We start from the raw sequence: 14655 nt of genomic DNA, 5'->3' as shown, positions 1-14655 counted from the left end.
GCCGGCTGCGGCAGAGAATGCTGCTGTTCGGAGGAGCGTCAGTGCTGCTGATCGTGATCGTGGTGCTGCTGATGCTGTTCAGCCGGGGGGATGAGGAACCGGTGGGGGCTGCCACGGAAGCGCCCGCCACCCAGGCTGTGACCACGGAGGCGGCGCTGATGCCGGGGGATCTGAACGGAGACGGGAAGATCACCAGGGAGGATCGGGATCTTCTGATCGGTTCCGTCAACGGAGAAATTCTGCTGAGCCCTGCCCAGTGGAAGGCGGCGGATCTGAACGGAGACGGCAAGGTGGATATGGACGATTGTGCGGAGCTGACCATGCTGGAAAGAGAAGGTGAGTAGTCATGATGCAGCTGGTACTGGCGGCATCCTCTGAGGATTATCTGATGCAGCTGCAAACCCTGCTGCTGGAGCAGTGCGGCCAGTTGAATCTGGAAATCATTTCCGACTACAGCTACCTGGAATCCTATTTTCAGGAGGACAGAAAGCCGGATCTGCTGCTGATCTCGGAGGGATACTACAACCGGATGCGGAAAAACGGAACCCTGGGTGCTGCCGGGCGGTTGCCTGCCACCCGGGTATTCCTGCTGTCCAAGGAGGGCACCCGACCGGAGGGTCTGCCCTATGGGGTACGGGTGCCCCGGGACTGCGCCGCCCATCTGCCTGCCCTGGTGCGGCAGCTGTATGCCACCAAGCCCAAGCCGGAGGCTGCCCGGCTTGCCACCCGGCTGATCACCGTACATTCCCCCCTGGGGCGCAGCGGCAAGACCACCGTGGCAATGGGACTGGCGTACACGCTGGCGGAAAAGGGGGCAAAGACCCTGTTCCTCAGCATGGACAGGCTTCAGAGCTGCAACTGGCTGCTGGGGGAGAGCCGGTATCTGCCGGACGATCACCTGCGCATCTTTGCGCCGGACAATGCCGGCATTGCGGACGATCTGGAGAGCCTGGTGCGGCGGCATGGATTTTACTACATCCCCCCCTTCTCCTCTCCGGGGCTGTCCCTGCGGATTCCCAAGGAGACCTATCTGCATATGGCAACCAAGCTGGTGGAGGCGCATGCCTATGACTGCATCGTCATGGATGCATCCTGCGAGTTCTCCTCCACCGTGTGCAAGCTGATGCAGGCATCCCACAACAATGTGGTGATTGCTTTGCAGGACGCCAACTCCTCCTACAAGCTGAACCGGATGCTGGTGTGCCTGGAGGATCCATTCCAGGAGAAGTTTTCCTACCTGTGTAACCTGTACCGGGAGAATGTGGAGGATTCCCGATCCGCCCTGATGAAGAAAACCATCGGGGAGCGGATTATTCCCTACAATCCCCGGCTGGACGGAGAGCAGATCATCAAGGCGGCGGCGGATCCTGCCTTTGCCCATGTGATGCAGGAGCTGACCGGAACAATGTATTAAGACAAAAGGCTGTACGGATTACTCCGTACAGCCTTTTTTATTTGGTCGCATTTTGCCGCTTTGCATGCACCATCAGCAGCAGGCACACCAGCCCTGCCACATACAGGGGAATCTGGCACAGTAGCTGTTGGGGAATGGTCAGAGCCTGCACCTTGCCGCTGAGCAGTTGTCCCGGCAGTACACCCCCATAGTTGAACATGGCGTGCAGAATGGCGGCAGGATAGATGGAGTTGGTTTTCTTTGTGAGCCACATGAGAATGCTGCCGTTGGCGATGCATAACAGGCACATAGCGCCGATGCCGACGTAGGGGAAGCCCGGATACTCCGTGCCGAAATTGTGCCCCTGCACCGTCAGCACTGCATGCCACAAGCCCCAAAGAATGCCCCCTGCAAGCACCGTGCCGGTGGTGCCCAGCAGGCATTCCAGCTTCTGGTTCATATATCCACGCCAGCCAAACTCCTCCCCAAAGGTGAGGAAGCCCAGCAGAGGCGCTGTAGCAAAGGTAATCAGCAGGGTGGATGTAAGCTCCGTTCCGGTGAGACCATTCGTGCCCCAGTCCCCGCCGGAGATCAGCACCGCCAGCGCCCCGGAGGGAAGGCTGAGGGCGCTGACCAGCAGCAGACTTGTCAGATAGTATTTCAGATTCCCCTTCAGCCGCAGACGTAGCAGGCTGTGCTCCCAGCCCTCGTGGGTCAGCTTCCGGGTCAGTACATTGGCAAGGGCAGGAGCGTACAGCACCGGCAGGGCGAACAGGGGCATCCGGTTGGTTTCAAACCATGCATGATATCCGAACACCCGGTTCAGGATCAGTGCCGGGATCCAGGAGATGCCGAACGCCAGCACCAGGAACAGCAGCAGCCGCTTTGCCGCCAGCTTTTTCTCAGTCATACCGGTTCACCCCCTTCAAAAACAGCTTGCAGGACAGCTTGTAGGACAGGCAGTAGGCGGTCAGTGCACCCCAGGGGTACAGCCCCACAGCCAGCAGCAGACCAGTGGAAACCTGCCCGTGATACAGATCGATGGCTTTCTGGATCAGCCGATCCCGTATCGTCTCTGGTAAAACCATGGCGAATATCACGGTGAACAGGATCGCCAGGGACAGCATGTAGATCAGCTTGATGATGCTGCCCTTTTTTGCCCCGTACCGCACAATAAAAGGAATGTCAAGGGCACTGAGCAACAGCAGCAGGAAAAACACTGCCACATACAGACCCAACAGGCTGGGGGCTTCCTCCCCCACTGCAAAATACCGCAGGGTGGCAAGGCAGCAGTCCGTCACATACCAGGCTGCCAGATACAGCACATTCATCAACGCCAGCAGCAGGTACTTGCTGTACATGGCGCCCCGGATCCCGGCAGGAGTGGATGCTACAAAATAGCCCCACAGCTTCTTGTCGTCCCCCAGGAATACCCCGGTGAGCATTCCGCTGACGCAGAAGGCGGCAATGGCTGTTCCGATGCAGCGTACCAGAGAATTGGTCAGGATCGCAATCACCCCGTTTGACAGGGATTCGGGACTGGTCAGTTCCACAAAGAGCAGCATCAGTGCGATCAGCACCTGGAGCGCCGCCGGCAGCAGTACCACCAACAGAATGCCCTGCCGGTTCTGCCGCAGCTCCTTGTAGAAAAAGCCGGTGAAATGCCCTTGAGTCTGGATGCTCCGATCCTCCGGTTTGGATGCCTTTGTCCGGCTGGAGCCAAGGGACGTTTCCTCCGCACACCGGAGCCGCCAGTACATGACCCCATAGTGACAGGCGATCAGCACCAGGGTCAGAGGCAGCAGCCACAGCAGCCGCCGGAGGGAAAACAACTGCATCAGATCTACAACGCCATCCGGATCCTGCCACCGGGACAGAAACCGCTCCCCACCGAATTTGTAGAGCCACAGCGCCGCCAGCAGTCCCACTCCCGTCAGGGCAAGGCCGCTTTGGTTGGTGCGCTTTTTCAGATGCTCCGGGCTTCTTGCCCCTAAGATGAAGCAGTCGTTCAATACGGTCATCAGCAGTACCAGTGCCACCACCGCCACCTGCATCACCACATAACCGGCTTCAAAGGGCTGATCCGCCAGGGCGCAAAGCCCGGCAATGTTCAGCAGGGAGAAAGCCGTGCCAATCCCTGTTGCAATGGCGCTCCGGAGCATCCGGGCAAGCACCCGGTCCCGGGTGGTAATGGGCAGGGCGTAGGAATACCGGAGCCAGCCGGATTCCAGATCCGACTTCATGGTGAAATCCATGGACAGCCCCAGGCATCCGCTCAGCAGCGCAAGCATCAGAGCGGATGCCTGGATCATCCCCCGGAGGGTCATTGCCCGATCTGCCGGATCCTCCAGGCTGTCTCCGTACATGTTGGAAAGGCACGCCGCCCACATCATGCCTGCATACAGCAGGAACAGCAGCAGCTGCAACAGCTGGGCTTTCCGGTTCAGCCGCCATTCCCGGAACAGCAGGGCTCGTAATCTTGCCATCAGCACCACGTCCTTTCCCCTTTGTGCACATAAAACAGCATCACATCGTCAATGCTTGCCGGGTCTAAAATGGCGTTCCGATACTTGTACCGGGCACTTTCCCGATCCGGCACCAGTACCTCCGCCCCGTAGGCATTGGTGCGAACACTGATGATATCCGCCGGATCCATAACGGCAGCCTCCTCCAGACTGCACTTGAGGATTCCGTGGGATTCCAGGATCTCATCCTTGTACCCGGTCAGCAGGATCCTTCCGTTGTCAATGAAGGTCACGCAGTCAGCGATCTTCTCCAGGTCGCTGGTAATGTGGGAGGACATGAGGATGGAGCGCTCCCCGTCCCGGATATACTCCATAAACAGGTGCAGGATCTCGTCCCGCACCACCGGATCCAGTCCGGTGGTAGGCTCATCCATAATCAGCAGCTCTGCATGGTGGGACAGGGCGCAGGCGATTTGCAGCTTCATTTTCATGCCCTTGGAAAACTGCCCGATCTTCTTTTTCACCGGCAGCTGGAACTGCTCCAGATACCGGCTGTAGGCGGCATTGTCCCAGTCCGGATACAGCCCCGCAAAGATCCGTGCCATATCCTTCGGGGTCAGCACCCCGTGAAAGGGCAGTTCATCAAACACCACTGCCAGCCGCTGCTTGATGGCTTGTTCCTGCCGGATGTGATCCATGCCCAGCAGCCGGATCTCCCCCTGGTCAATGTTTGTGATGTGCAGCATGCTGCGGATGGTGGTGGTCTTTCCGGCACCGTTCTGCCCGATAAAGCCCATAATACTGCCCTTTGGCACGGTAAAGCTGATATGCTCCAGGGCGAACCGGTCATACCGCTTTCCCACGTCCTGCACCGAAATGGCATATTCGTACTCGGTCATGTTACTCTCCTCCGTTCACCAGATCCAGCAGTTCATGGAGCTCCTCCATGGTCACTCCGCACTGCTGTGCCTTTTGCCCCGCCTCTGCCAGCAGGGCTTCGATCTGTTTGAGCTGCTCCTCCCGGAACAGCTCCAGGTTCTGTGCCTTCACGAAGCTGCCCTTCCCGGTGTAGGATTCGATGAACCCCTGCCGTTCCAGTTCCTCGTAGGCTCGCTTGGTTGTCATAAAGCTGATCCGCAGTTCCAGCGCCAGGTTCCGCATGGAGGGGAGCGTTTCCCCTGCCCGGAGCTTTCCCTCCAGGATCATGGTCTTGATCTGGCTTGCGATTTGCAGATAAATCGGCTCGCCGGATGCGTTGCTGATGTTGATGTTCATGGCGTGTACACTCCCTGTAAGACTGATCCGCCTTCCGGATGGCGTGAAAAGTCTAAATTGTATAACTAGTATGTATACAATTATAACACTGTCAGTTCCTGCTGTCAAGGGGAAAATAAAAAAAGAGCGTATGCTTTTGCATACGCTCTCAATGGATTGCCGTATTACTCCACAGAGTTGATGAACATATCGTAGATCCGCCGGGTGGCTTCCGCAAAGTCGCTTTCGCTGATGCCCACGATCACGTTCAGCTCGCTGGAGCCCTGGTCGATCATCTTGATGTTGATCCGGGCATGTGCCAGCGCCGCAAAGATTCGTGCCGCCGTGCCCCGTGTGCGCCGCATGCCCCGGCCCACAACTGCCAGCAGGGCAATGCCGTGCTCCACCTCTATGTGATCCGGATTTACCGCCTTCCGGATCTGGGACAGCACCTGCTGCTCCTTGCCTTCCATGTCCGCCTCGCTGATGATGATGCTCATGGTGTCGATGCCGGAGGGCATATGCTCAAAGTTGACGCCGTTGTCCTCCAGAACCCCCAGCACCTTCCGGCAGAAGCCCAGCTCACTGTTCATCATGGCCTTCTGCATATTGATGGCGCAGAAGCCCTTCTTGCCGGCGATGCCGGTGATGGTGTAGCCGCTGACCTCGTCATTGTCGTCGGACACGATCATGGTGCCCGGTGCATCCGGACAGTTGGTGTTCCGGATGTTGATGGGGATGCCCGCCGTCCGAACCGGGAAAATGGCGTCCTCATGCAGCACAGTAGCGCCCATGTAGGACAGCTCCCGCAGCTCCTCGTAGGTAATGGTGGAGATCACCTTCGGGTCGCTGACCACTCTGGGATCGGCAATCAGGAAGCCGGATACATCCGTCCAGTTCTCGTAAATGTCCGCCTTGACCGCCCGGGCAAGGATGGAGCCGGTTACATCGGAGCCGCCCCGGGAGAAGGTGCGCACATGACCGTCAGCGGTTGCCCCGTAAAAGCCCGGCAGCACTACCCGATCCATGCCGGAAAGCCGTTGCCGCAGCAGGGCAATGGTTTCATCCAGCTGGAAGGCGCCGTTCTGGTCAAAGCGGATTACCTCTGCCGCATCCAGGAAGGCGTATCCCAGGTAATTTGCCAGCAGCATGCCGTTGAGGTATTCCCCCCGGCTTGCGGCATAGTCCCGGCTTGCTCCCTGCTTCAGATCCGCTGCGATTCTGGCAAAGGCATCATCCAGGGAGAACGCCAGCCCCAGGTCGTCGATGATCCCCTGGTACCGGCTGTGGATCCGGTTCAGATCCTGGGAAAACTCCTGCCCTTTCTGGGCAAGCTCGTGGCAGGCGTAGAGCATGTCCGTCACCTTGGTGTCGGCGGAATTGCGTTTACCCGGTGCGGAGGGAACTACATAGCGCCGTGCGTCCTCTGCGTGAATAATTGCGGCAACCTTGCGGAACTGTGCTGCGTCCGCCAGGGAGCTGCCGCCGAATTTTACAACCTTGTTTGCCATTGGATGGCCTCCTGTTCTCTATACACATACGCTGAGCGTACCCTAGACATGATACATATTATTATAATTCATCCCGCAGACAAAAGCAATTGGTATCTGTGCCAAATATTCACCCGGGGAAGTTGTAGTTTTGGTGAATACGCTTGTATGCTCCGGGCGGACAGGCGAAAAAGCATACCTTCGGCGCAAAATTTTTTGCAAAATTGCTTGCAAATATTGAAGGATTGTGATATAATACCTAGTAGAAGTATAGAAGAAAGGAAGACCGGAGCAATCCGGTCTTTCACTTTGTTAGGAGAAATTGCATGAAGCTGAAGAAAAACGGAGCCACGGAGCAGAAGGTCTATGCGCTTGCAGCGCCTCTGGCAGAATCCCTGGGTCTGGTGATCTGGGACGTGCGCTTTGAAAAGGAAGGCGCAAGCTGGTACCTGCGGGTGTTCATCGACAAGGATGAGGGTATCTCCATTGACGACTGTGAGGCTATGAGCCGGCCCCTCAGCGATCTGCTGGATGAGGCGGATCCCATCGACCAGCAGTATTTTCTGGAGGTAGGCTCCGCCGGACTGGAACGGGATCTGGTGCGGGAGTCCCATTTCGCCGCTTCCATCGGTGCGGTGGTGCGGATGCGGCTGATCCGGCCGGATGAAACAGGACAAAAGGAATATGTAGGGGCGCTGGAGTCCTTTGACAAGGAGCAGGTACGCCTTGTGCTGGAGGATGACACGACAGTGACAGCACCCTTTGCGAATATTGCGCATATAAAATGGCATGAAGATTTCTGAAATAGGATATAGGAGGAATGGATCAAAATGAATAACGACTTTTTTGCAGCGCTTTCCTTGCTGGGGGCGGAAAACAGCGTGGAGACCGATCTGCTGGTGGAAAAGGTGAAGAGCGCCATGACAAAGGCCATACACCGGGCGTATCCGGACAGCGGCGACAACGTGCGGGTGGACATTGACCCGGTGACCAAGACCTTTGATCTGTGCATCATCAAGACCGTTGTGGATGATGAACCCCTGGATGACAACGAGATCAACATCGACCAGGCAAGACTCATCGACCCTTCCGCAGTGGTTGGAGGCACGGTGGAATGCAAGCTGGATACTGCATCCCTGAGCCGGAATGCGGCACAGTCTGCCAAGCAGTCCATCCGGGGGGATCTGAGAGAGATCAGCCGGGAGAATCTGCTGACCAAGTTCCAGGACAAGGAGAACGAGTGCATCACCGCTACCGTATCCCAGGTGGAGCCGGGCAGAGGCACCGTGACCCTGATCTATGACAAGACGGAGCTGTATCTGTTCCGGAACGAGCAGATCCCCGGCGAGGTACTCAAGGAGGGGCAGTCCGTCAAGGTATACATCACCGGCATTGCCAACAAGCAGAAGAAGCCCATCATCAAAATCTCCCGTGCCCACCGGGATCTGGTCAAGCGGCTGTTTGAGCTGGAGGTTCCGGAGATCTATGATGGCACTGTGGAGGTCATGGCAATTTCCCGGGAGGCTGGTGCCCGTACCAAGATCGCCGTACAGTCCCATGATCCCAACGTGGACGCAGTGGGCGCATGCATCGGCCCGAAGCGCTCCAGAATCACAGCAGTGGTTAACGAGCTGAACGGGGAGAAGATCGACATCATCAACTACAGCGACAAGCCGGAGGAATTCATCGCAAAGGCACTGGCTCCCGCAGAGGTGCTCAGCGTGACCATTACGGATCCGGAAAACCGCAGCTGCACCGTGGTGGTGCCCAACAACCAGTTGTCCCTCGCCATCGGCAACCGGGGACAGAACGCAAAGCTTGCTGCAAAGCTCACCGGCTATAAGATCGACATCAAGCCGGAGTTTGAGAACCCCATTCAGGGGCTGGAGTAATCAGGAAGGGAGACGGCTCTCAGGAGCCTGTGACGCAGGATGAAACCGAAGAAAATACCCATGCGGCTCTGCCTGGGCTGCGGTGAAATGAAGCCCAAGCGGGAGCTGATCCGGGTGGTCAAGGCGCCGGACGGAGAGATCTCCCTGGATACCACCGGAAAAAAATCCGGCAGAGGGGCGTATATCTGCCCGGATCCCGGATGCCTGGAAAAGGCGCAGAAGGCAAGGCGACTGGAGAGATCCTTCTCCTGCCGGGTGGAAGGAGATGTGTATGATGCATTGCAGCAGCAGCTTGCAGCAGCTACTGGGTCTGGTGACCATCTGCCGGAAGGCGGGTAAGCTGATCTGCGGCTTTGATCCGGTGGGGGATGCTGTGAAAGCCGGCAAGGCGGCATGCGTGCTGCTGACCCGGGATGCCTCCCCCCGCACGGTGAAAGAAGCCCGGTTCCGGTGGGCGGAGCAGGTGTCTGTTCTGGATACGCCCTTGACCATGGAACAGTTGGAGCAGTGCTTTCACCGGAAGGTGGCAGTGATGGCGGTGTGCGATGGGGGCTTTGCCCGGCGCTTTGTCCAGCTGCTGGAGCCGGAGGAAAACAATCGTGAGCCTGGCTCACTTACTATAGATGATGTAAATCCGTAAGAATCATAAGGGGGTTTCGCCTATGACGAAGAAAATAAAGCTGAGTGATCTTGCAAAGGATCTGAACGTACCGAGTCAGGAGCTGATCGAAGCGCTGACCAAGTTGGATGAAACAAAGAAAAAGACCGGTTCCAGTCTGACGGACCAGGAGGTCAACTACCTGCTGGAGCGTTACAGCCAGGGGAACCAGGTGGAAAGCTTTGACGCATACTACGAGTCCCGGAACGACAAGCCGGCGGAGAAGCCTGCGCCCAAGCTGGAGGAAAAGCCCAAGCGTACTGCAAAGAGCGAGCCGAAGAAGGCGGTAAAGCCGGCATCCAAGCCTGAAGCAAAGCCTGCTGCAAAGCAGGAGAGCAAGCCGGCGCAGAAGGCAAAGTCCGTGCCGGATGAAGCACGGTATGCGGCGGCAAAGGAAAAGACCATGTCCGAAGCCAAGCCCCAGAAGCAGCAGAAGCCTCAGAAGCCCCAGAAGTCCCAGCCCCAGCAGGGACAGAAGATCGGCTCCATGTCCAGCGAATCCGTCATCGAGAAGAAGCAGCGGACAGTGGATACCCGGGGCAGCTATGTGGAGCTTGACAAGTACAATGAGCGCTATGAACAGATTGCGCCCCAGAACAAGCACAAGGAAAACTACTCCACCAAGAAGCAGAAGATCAACCAGAAGTCCCAGCAGCGCCAGAAGCAGCAGTACTCCAACAAGCGGGAGACCGAGGCGGAGAAGCTGCGCCGTCTGGAGCTGGAACGGGCAAGAAAGCAGCAGCTGAAGGTCATGATCCCGGACAGCATCATGGTCAGCGAGCTGGCGACCCGGCTGAAGGTTACAGTAACAGATGTCATCAAGAAGCTGATGGGTCTGGGAGTTATGGCAACCATCAACCAGGAGATCGATTTTGACACTGCAGCCCTGGTGGCAGAGGAACTGGGCGCAAAGGTGGAAAAGGAAGTCATTGTCACCATTGAGGAGCGTCTGATCGTAGACGATGAGGATGACGAAGGAGATCTGCAGGAGCGGAGCCCTGTGGTAGTTGTTATGGGTCACGTTGACCACGGCAAGACCTCTATTCTGGATCGGATCCGCCATGCAAATGTCACCGCATCCGAGGCAGGGGGCATCACCCAGCACATCGGTGCATACCAGGTGAACCACGGCGGCAAGACCATTACCTTCCTGGATACACCGGGCCATGAGGCATTTACCGCAATGCGTGCCCGTGGCGCAAATATTACAGATATTGCCATTCTGGTGGTGGCAGCGGACGATGGCATCATGCCCCAGACCGTAGAATCCATCAACCACGCCAAGGCGGCAGGAGTGTCCATCATCGTTGCCATCAACAAGATCGATAAGGAAGGCGCCGATCCGGAGCGGATCAAGCAGGAGCTGACCGAGCACGAGCTGGTCTGCGAGGAATGGGGCGGCGACGTTATTTGTGTGCCGGTTTCTGCAAAGACCGGACAGGGCATTGACGAGCTGCTGGAGAACATCCTGCTGGTAGCAGAGGTAAAGGAACTGAAGGCAAACCCCAACCGCCGGGCGAAGGGCACCGTCATCGAGGGCAGACTGGACAAGGGCAGAGGCCCCATCGCTACCCTGCTGGTGCAGAACGGTACCCTGCATACCGGGGACGTGATCATTGCAGGCACTGCTGTGGGCAGAGTCCGGGTCATGACCAACTTCCGGGGCAAGGTAGTCAAGAGCGCAGGCCCCTCTGTGCCGGTGGAAATCACCGGTCTGGCAGAAGTACCCAGCGCCGGGGATATCTTCAATGCGGTTGCGGATGAGCGGCTGGCAAGAGAGCTGGTAGAGCAGAGAAAGCATGCGGCAAAGGAAGAACAGTTCAAGGCATACCACAAGGTGACGCTCGACAGCCTGTTCAGCCAGATCGCCGAGGGCGAGATCAAGGAGCTGCCCATCATCGTCAAGGCGGACGTACAGGGCTCCGTGGAGGCTGTGAAGCAGTCCCTGGAGAAGCTGTCCAATGACGAGGTGCGGGTCAAGGTGATCCACGGTGCAGTTGGTGCCGTATCCGAGGGCGATGTGATGCTGGCAAGTGCATCCAACGCCATCATCGTTGGCTTTAACGTGCGGCCGGATCCGGTTGCGGCGGAATCTGCTGCCCGGGACGGTGTGGACATCCGGCTGTACCGGATCATCTACGATGCCATCGAGGAGATCACCACTGCCATGAAGGGCATGCTGGCACCCAAGTTCCGGGAAGTGGAGCTGGGCCGTGCGGAAGTGCGCCAGGTTTACAAGATCTCCAACGTGGGTACCGTTGCCGGATGCTATGTGCTCAGCGGCAAGCTGACCCGGAACTGCGAGATCCGGGTTGTGCGGGACGGCATCATCGTGGCGGACGACAAGATCGGATCTCTGAAGCGGTTCAAGGACGATGCCAAGGAGGTCACCAGCGGCTATGAGTGCGGCGTGACCCTGGAGAAGTTTGCAGACGTGAAGACCGGAGATATTTTTGAAGCGTTTACCATGGAGGAATATCGGGAAGACTGATCGGGGGCACAAATTCCCGATCAAAGCAGGAGAAGGAGGAATCCATATGGAAATCAGCCGTATGAGCAATAGTGACATGATCCAATACTGCAATGAAGCGCTTGCATGGGAGGAACTGGGCCCGGTGGACATTCATTTCTTCGAGTCCGTCAAGCGGATCGTCACCGGCGAGTGCAAGGTGGATGAGCCGGAGGATATTTTCGATGAGGAAGGCTTTTTCACCGAACAGAAGGAAACCGAAAATTATTACAATCCCGGCGGGGAGGACTTCATCCACGTCTGAGGCTCCCCTGCCGGATGTTCCGGAAAGGAGGAGTACTGCCGGCACAGCGCCGGGGTACTATTGATACTATGGCTAGTTATAAATCTGACCGGCTTGCAGAGGACGTAAAACGGGAGCTGACCGCCATTCTGCGGGAGCTGAAGGATCCCCGGATCGGACAGATGCTCAGCATCGTCCGGGTGGATCTGTCCAACGATCTGTCCCACTGCAAGGTGTATGTATCCAGCTTTGAGGGACTGGCGGTGGCGCAGCAGTCCGTAGAGGGACTGCGCAGCGCCGAGGGCTTTATCCGGCGGGAGCTGTTCCACCGGCTGAAGATGCGCAAGGCGCCTGCCATGCATTTCGTGGCGGATGATTCCATCGCCCACGCCGCCGAGATCAACCAGAAGCTGCGGGATCTGGAAGGATAACCAGGAAAGGGAAACAGGTATGCGGATAGAGATCGCCCAGGCGGCAGAATGCCTGAAACAGTGCGAGGATGTGTATATCCTCATTCATCAGAGTCCGGACGGGGACTGCGTGGGGGCAGGATTTGCCCTGATGCAGCTGCTGCATGCCATGGGCAAGCGGGCAAAGGTGCTGTGTCCCGAGCCGATCCCGGCACGGTACGGCTTCCTCACTGCCCCGGACAGCGGTGAATTCCCGGCAAAGTATGTGATCGGGGTGGATGTGGCGGATCTGCAGCTTCTGGGGAATCTGCGGAGCACCTATGAGGGGCATGTGGATCTTTGCATCGACCACCACATTTCCAATACGGACTATGCAGACCGGGTCTGTGTGGATCCGGATGCTTCTGCTGCCTGCCAGGTGCTGTATGAGATCATCCAGGCACTGGGCATGCCTCTGACCGATTCCATGGCAGCCTGCATCTACACCGGTATCGCCACGGATACGGGCTGCTTCAAGTACGAAAACGCCACTGCCCGTGCCCACGAGATCGTGGCAAAGCTCAAGCGGGAGCATGCGCTCCCCTACGCCCGGATCAACCGGAATATGTTTGACGTCAAGAGCCTGGGCAGGCTGAAAATGGAGCGTGCGGTCATGGAGATCATGGAATTTTACCTGGACGGCCGCTGCACCATGATCTGCGTCACCCAGGATATTCTCCGGCAGATGCAGGTGGAGGAGGCAGAGCTGGACGGCATTGCCGGACTCCCCCTCCAGGTAGAAGGCGTGGAGGTGGGCGTGACCCTCAAGGAAAAGGAGCCGGGCTTTTACAAGATCTCCATGCGCTCGGCGGATCGTGCCAACGTGTCCCGGATCTGTGGACAGTTGGGGGGCGGCGGTCATGTGAAGGCGGCAGGCTGCGCCCTCCGGGGTACTCTGTCCCAGGTGAAGGAGATCCTGGTGAGAGCCGTGGAGCAGGAGTTGGCACTGCTATGAACGGGATATTATGCATGTACAAGCCGGAGGGGTTCACCTCCTTCGACGTGATCGCCAAGCTGCGGGGCATTCTGCGGATGCGGCGGCTGGGGCATGCGGGCACCCTGGATCCTATGGCAACCGGGGTGCTGCCGGTGTTTGTGGGCGGAGCGACCCGTGCCTGTGACATCCTCCCCAACCAGGAGAAAAGCTATCTTGCCCGGTTTGCCCTGGGCTATGAAACCGATACCCAGGACAGCACCGGCACCGTCACCAACCGATATGACCGGCAGGTGACAAGGCAGCAGATGCTGGAGCTTCTGCCCCGGTTTACGGGTCAAATCAGCCAGATCCCTCCCATGTACTCCGCCGTATCCGTGGACGGGCGGCGGCTGTATGAGCTTGCCCGGCAGGGGGTGGAGGTGGAGCGGAAGCCCCGCACCATTACCATGGACCGGCTGGAGCTGCGGCAGTTTGACGAAGCATCCCAGACCGGCGCCCTGTTTCTTGCATGCTCCAAGGGCACCTATGTACGCACCATTCTTCACGATCTGGGCAGGGCGCTGGGCTGCGGCGGCGTTATGACCGGACTGGAGCGTCAGTCCTCCTGCGGTCTGACCCTGGAGGATTGCGTGACCTTTGCCCAGGTGGAGGCTGCCCGGGACACAGGGACGCTTTCAGAGCTGCTGCTGCCCGTTGACCGGATGTTTGCGGCATACCCTGCCCTGCATCTGAATCCTGCCCAGAGCCGCATGTACCGGAACGGGGTCAAGCTGTCCCTGGATCGGCTCACCCTGCCGGAGCAGTCGGAGAAATACCGGATCTACGGGGATACGGGCTGCTTTTTCGGCATCGGCAGAACGGAGGAGGGCTTGCTCCGGGTGGACAAGAATCTGACCGCAGGAGAGGATGCATCGTGATCGTACTGACGCAGGGAAAAGCCCCCCGCCCCACCGCTGTGGCATTGGGCTTGTTTGACGGGGTGCATCTGGGGCACCGGGCGGTGCTGCATGCCGCCGCCGCCCACAAGGCGGAGGGGCTTTTGCCGGCAGTGTTCACCTTTTCCGCCCCCTCCATATCCTACAAGCAGCATCGGCAGGTACAATTCCTGTATACGGACGCCCAGAAGCAGCAGTTGCTGGCGGCACAGGGCNNNNCAGTTGCTGGCGGCACAGGGCATGGAGCTGATCTACACTCCCCTGTTCCCGGAGATCGCTCCTCTGACGGGGGAGGATTTTTCCGCACGGATCCTGCGGGATCTGCTCCGGGCACAGGTGGTAGTCTGCGGAGAGGATTTCCGCTTCGGAAAAAATGCCGCCTGGGGCACCGGGGAGCTGATCCGCCTGGGACAGTCCCACGGCTACCGG

The 14655-nt window shown here is 58.2% G+C and carries 16 protein-coding genes and 2 pseudogenes; 13 read left to right on the top strand and 5 right to left on the bottom strand.

Annotated features, from left to right (window positions below; genetic code table 11):
- Positions 1-344 (top strand): dockerin type I repeat-containing protein (locus QVO51_RS04970; protein ID WP_288167880.1); only part of this gene is annotated, 344 nt, incomplete at its 5' end.
- 2 nt (positions 345-346) lie between these two features.
- Positions 347-1414 (top strand): chromosome partitioning ATPase, encoded by a 1068-nt coding sequence (locus tag QVO51_RS04965; RefSeq protein ID WP_022357465.1) that lies wholly within the window; start codon positions 347-349, stop codon positions 1412-1414.
- 37 nt (positions 1415-1451) lie between these two features.
- Here QVO51_RS04965 and QVO51_RS04960 read toward each other — a convergent pair whose 3' ends face one another.
- From QVO51_RS04960 to QVO51_RS04940, 5 genes are all read right to left on the bottom strand, one after another.
- Positions 1452-2303 (bottom strand): CPBP family intramembrane glutamic endopeptidase, encoded by an 852-nt coding sequence (locus QVO51_RS04960; protein WP_022357464.1) that lies wholly within the window; start codon positions 2301-2303, stop codon positions 1452-1454.
- The gene (locus QVO51_RS04955) at positions 2296-3879 is read right to left on the bottom strand and encodes an ABC-2 transporter permease (protein ID WP_022357463.1); all 1584 of its coding nucleotides are present in this window, start codon (positions 3877-3879) and stop codon (positions 2296-2298) included. Before QVO51_RS04955 ends, QVO51_RS04960 begins: the two co-directional genes overlap by 8 nt.
- Positions 3879-4757, bottom strand: a complete 879-nt coding sequence (locus QVO51_RS04950) for an ABC transporter ATP-binding protein (RefSeq protein ID WP_022357462.1) — start codon at positions 4755-4757, stop codon at positions 3879-3881. The genes QVO51_RS04955 and QVO51_RS04950 overlap by 1 nt, the downstream gene beginning before the upstream one ends.
- Before the next feature lies 1 nt (position 4758).
- Positions 4759-5133, bottom strand: a complete 375-nt coding sequence (locus QVO51_RS04945) for a GntR family transcriptional regulator (protein WP_022357461.1) — start codon at positions 5131-5133, stop codon at positions 4759-4761.
- A 164-nt stretch (positions 5134-5297) separates the two neighbouring features.
- Positions 5298-6623, bottom strand: coding sequence for an aspartate kinase (locus QVO51_RS04940; RefSeq protein WP_022357460.1), 1326 nt, complete (start codon positions 6621-6623; stop codon positions 5298-5300).
- A 305-nt stretch (positions 6624-6928) separates the two neighbouring features.
- On the opposite strand from QVO51_RS04940, the gene rimP reads away from it, so the two are divergent.
- The 11 genes and pseudogenes from rimP to QVO51_RS10880 all read left to right on the top strand — a co-directional run.
- Positions 6929-7405, top strand: coding sequence for a ribosome maturation factor RimP (gene rimP, locus QVO51_RS04935; RefSeq protein WP_015557572.1), 477 nt, complete (start codon positions 6929-6931; stop codon positions 7403-7405).
- 27 nt (positions 7406-7432) lie between these two features.
- Positions 7433-8494: a transcription termination factor NusA gene (gene nusA, locus QVO51_RS04930; RefSeq protein ID WP_015557573.1), complete on the top strand. Its 1062-nt coding sequence runs from the start codon at positions 7433-7435 to the stop codon at positions 8492-8494.
- A gap of 39 nt (positions 8495-8533) precedes the next feature.
- Positions 8534-8833, top strand: coding sequence for an RNase P modulator RnpM (rnpM, locus tag QVO51_RS04925; protein WP_049775490.1), 300 nt, complete (start codon positions 8534-8536; stop codon positions 8831-8833).
- Positions 8766-9134 (top strand): L7Ae/L30e/S12e/Gadd45 family ribosomal protein, encoded by a 369-nt coding sequence (locus QVO51_RS04920; protein WP_022357459.1) that lies wholly within the window; start codon positions 8766-8768, stop codon positions 9132-9134. Before rnpM ends, QVO51_RS04920 begins: the two co-directional genes overlap by 68 nt.
- A 22-nt stretch (positions 9135-9156) precedes the next feature.
- A complete protein-coding gene (gene infB, locus QVO51_RS04915) occupies positions 9157-11643 on the top strand; it encodes a translation initiation factor IF-2 (protein WP_022357458.1) in 2487 nt (828 codons plus the stop codon).
- A gap of 46 nt (positions 11644-11689) precedes the next feature.
- Positions 11690-11926, top strand: a complete 237-nt coding sequence (locus QVO51_RS04910; RefSeq protein WP_022357457.1) for a hypothetical protein — start codon at positions 11690-11692, stop codon at positions 11924-11926.
- 68 nt (positions 11927-11994) lie between these two features.
- Positions 11995-12336, top strand: a complete 342-nt coding sequence (gene rbfA, locus QVO51_RS04905; RefSeq protein WP_041326501.1) for a 30S ribosome-binding factor RbfA — start codon at positions 11995-11997, stop codon at positions 12334-12336.
- A 19-nt stretch (positions 12337-12355) separates the two neighbouring features.
- Entirely contained in the window at positions 12356-13309 is a 954-nt protein-coding gene (locus tag QVO51_RS04900; RefSeq protein ID WP_022357456.1) for a DHH family phosphoesterase, read from the top strand.
- Positions 13306-14208: a tRNA pseudouridine(55) synthase TruB gene (gene truB / locus QVO51_RS04895; protein WP_022357455.1), complete on the top strand. Its 903-nt coding sequence runs from the start codon at positions 13306-13308 to the stop codon at positions 14206-14208. Before QVO51_RS04900 ends, truB begins: the two co-directional genes overlap by 4 nt.
- Positions 14205-14429 (top strand): annotated as a pseudogene (locus QVO51_RS10885) (riboflavin biosynthesis protein RibF); the annotation flags it as partial. The gene truB and the pseudogene QVO51_RS10885, both read left to right, overlap by 4 nt.
- A 37-nt stretch (positions 14430-14466) precedes the next feature.
- A pseudogene (locus tag QVO51_RS10880) lies at positions 14467-14655 on the top strand (riboflavin biosynthesis protein RibF); the annotation flags it as partial.

The sequence above is a fragment of the Ruminococcus sp. CAG:379 genome (genome assembly GCF_000434255.1).
GTDB classification, from domain to species: Bacteria; Bacillota; Clostridia; order Oscillospirales; family Ruminococcaceae; genus Ruminococcus_F; species Ruminococcus_F champanellensis.
Note: the sequence above shows the minus strand (reverse complement) of the source record. Positions and strands in the feature narration are given on the sequence as shown.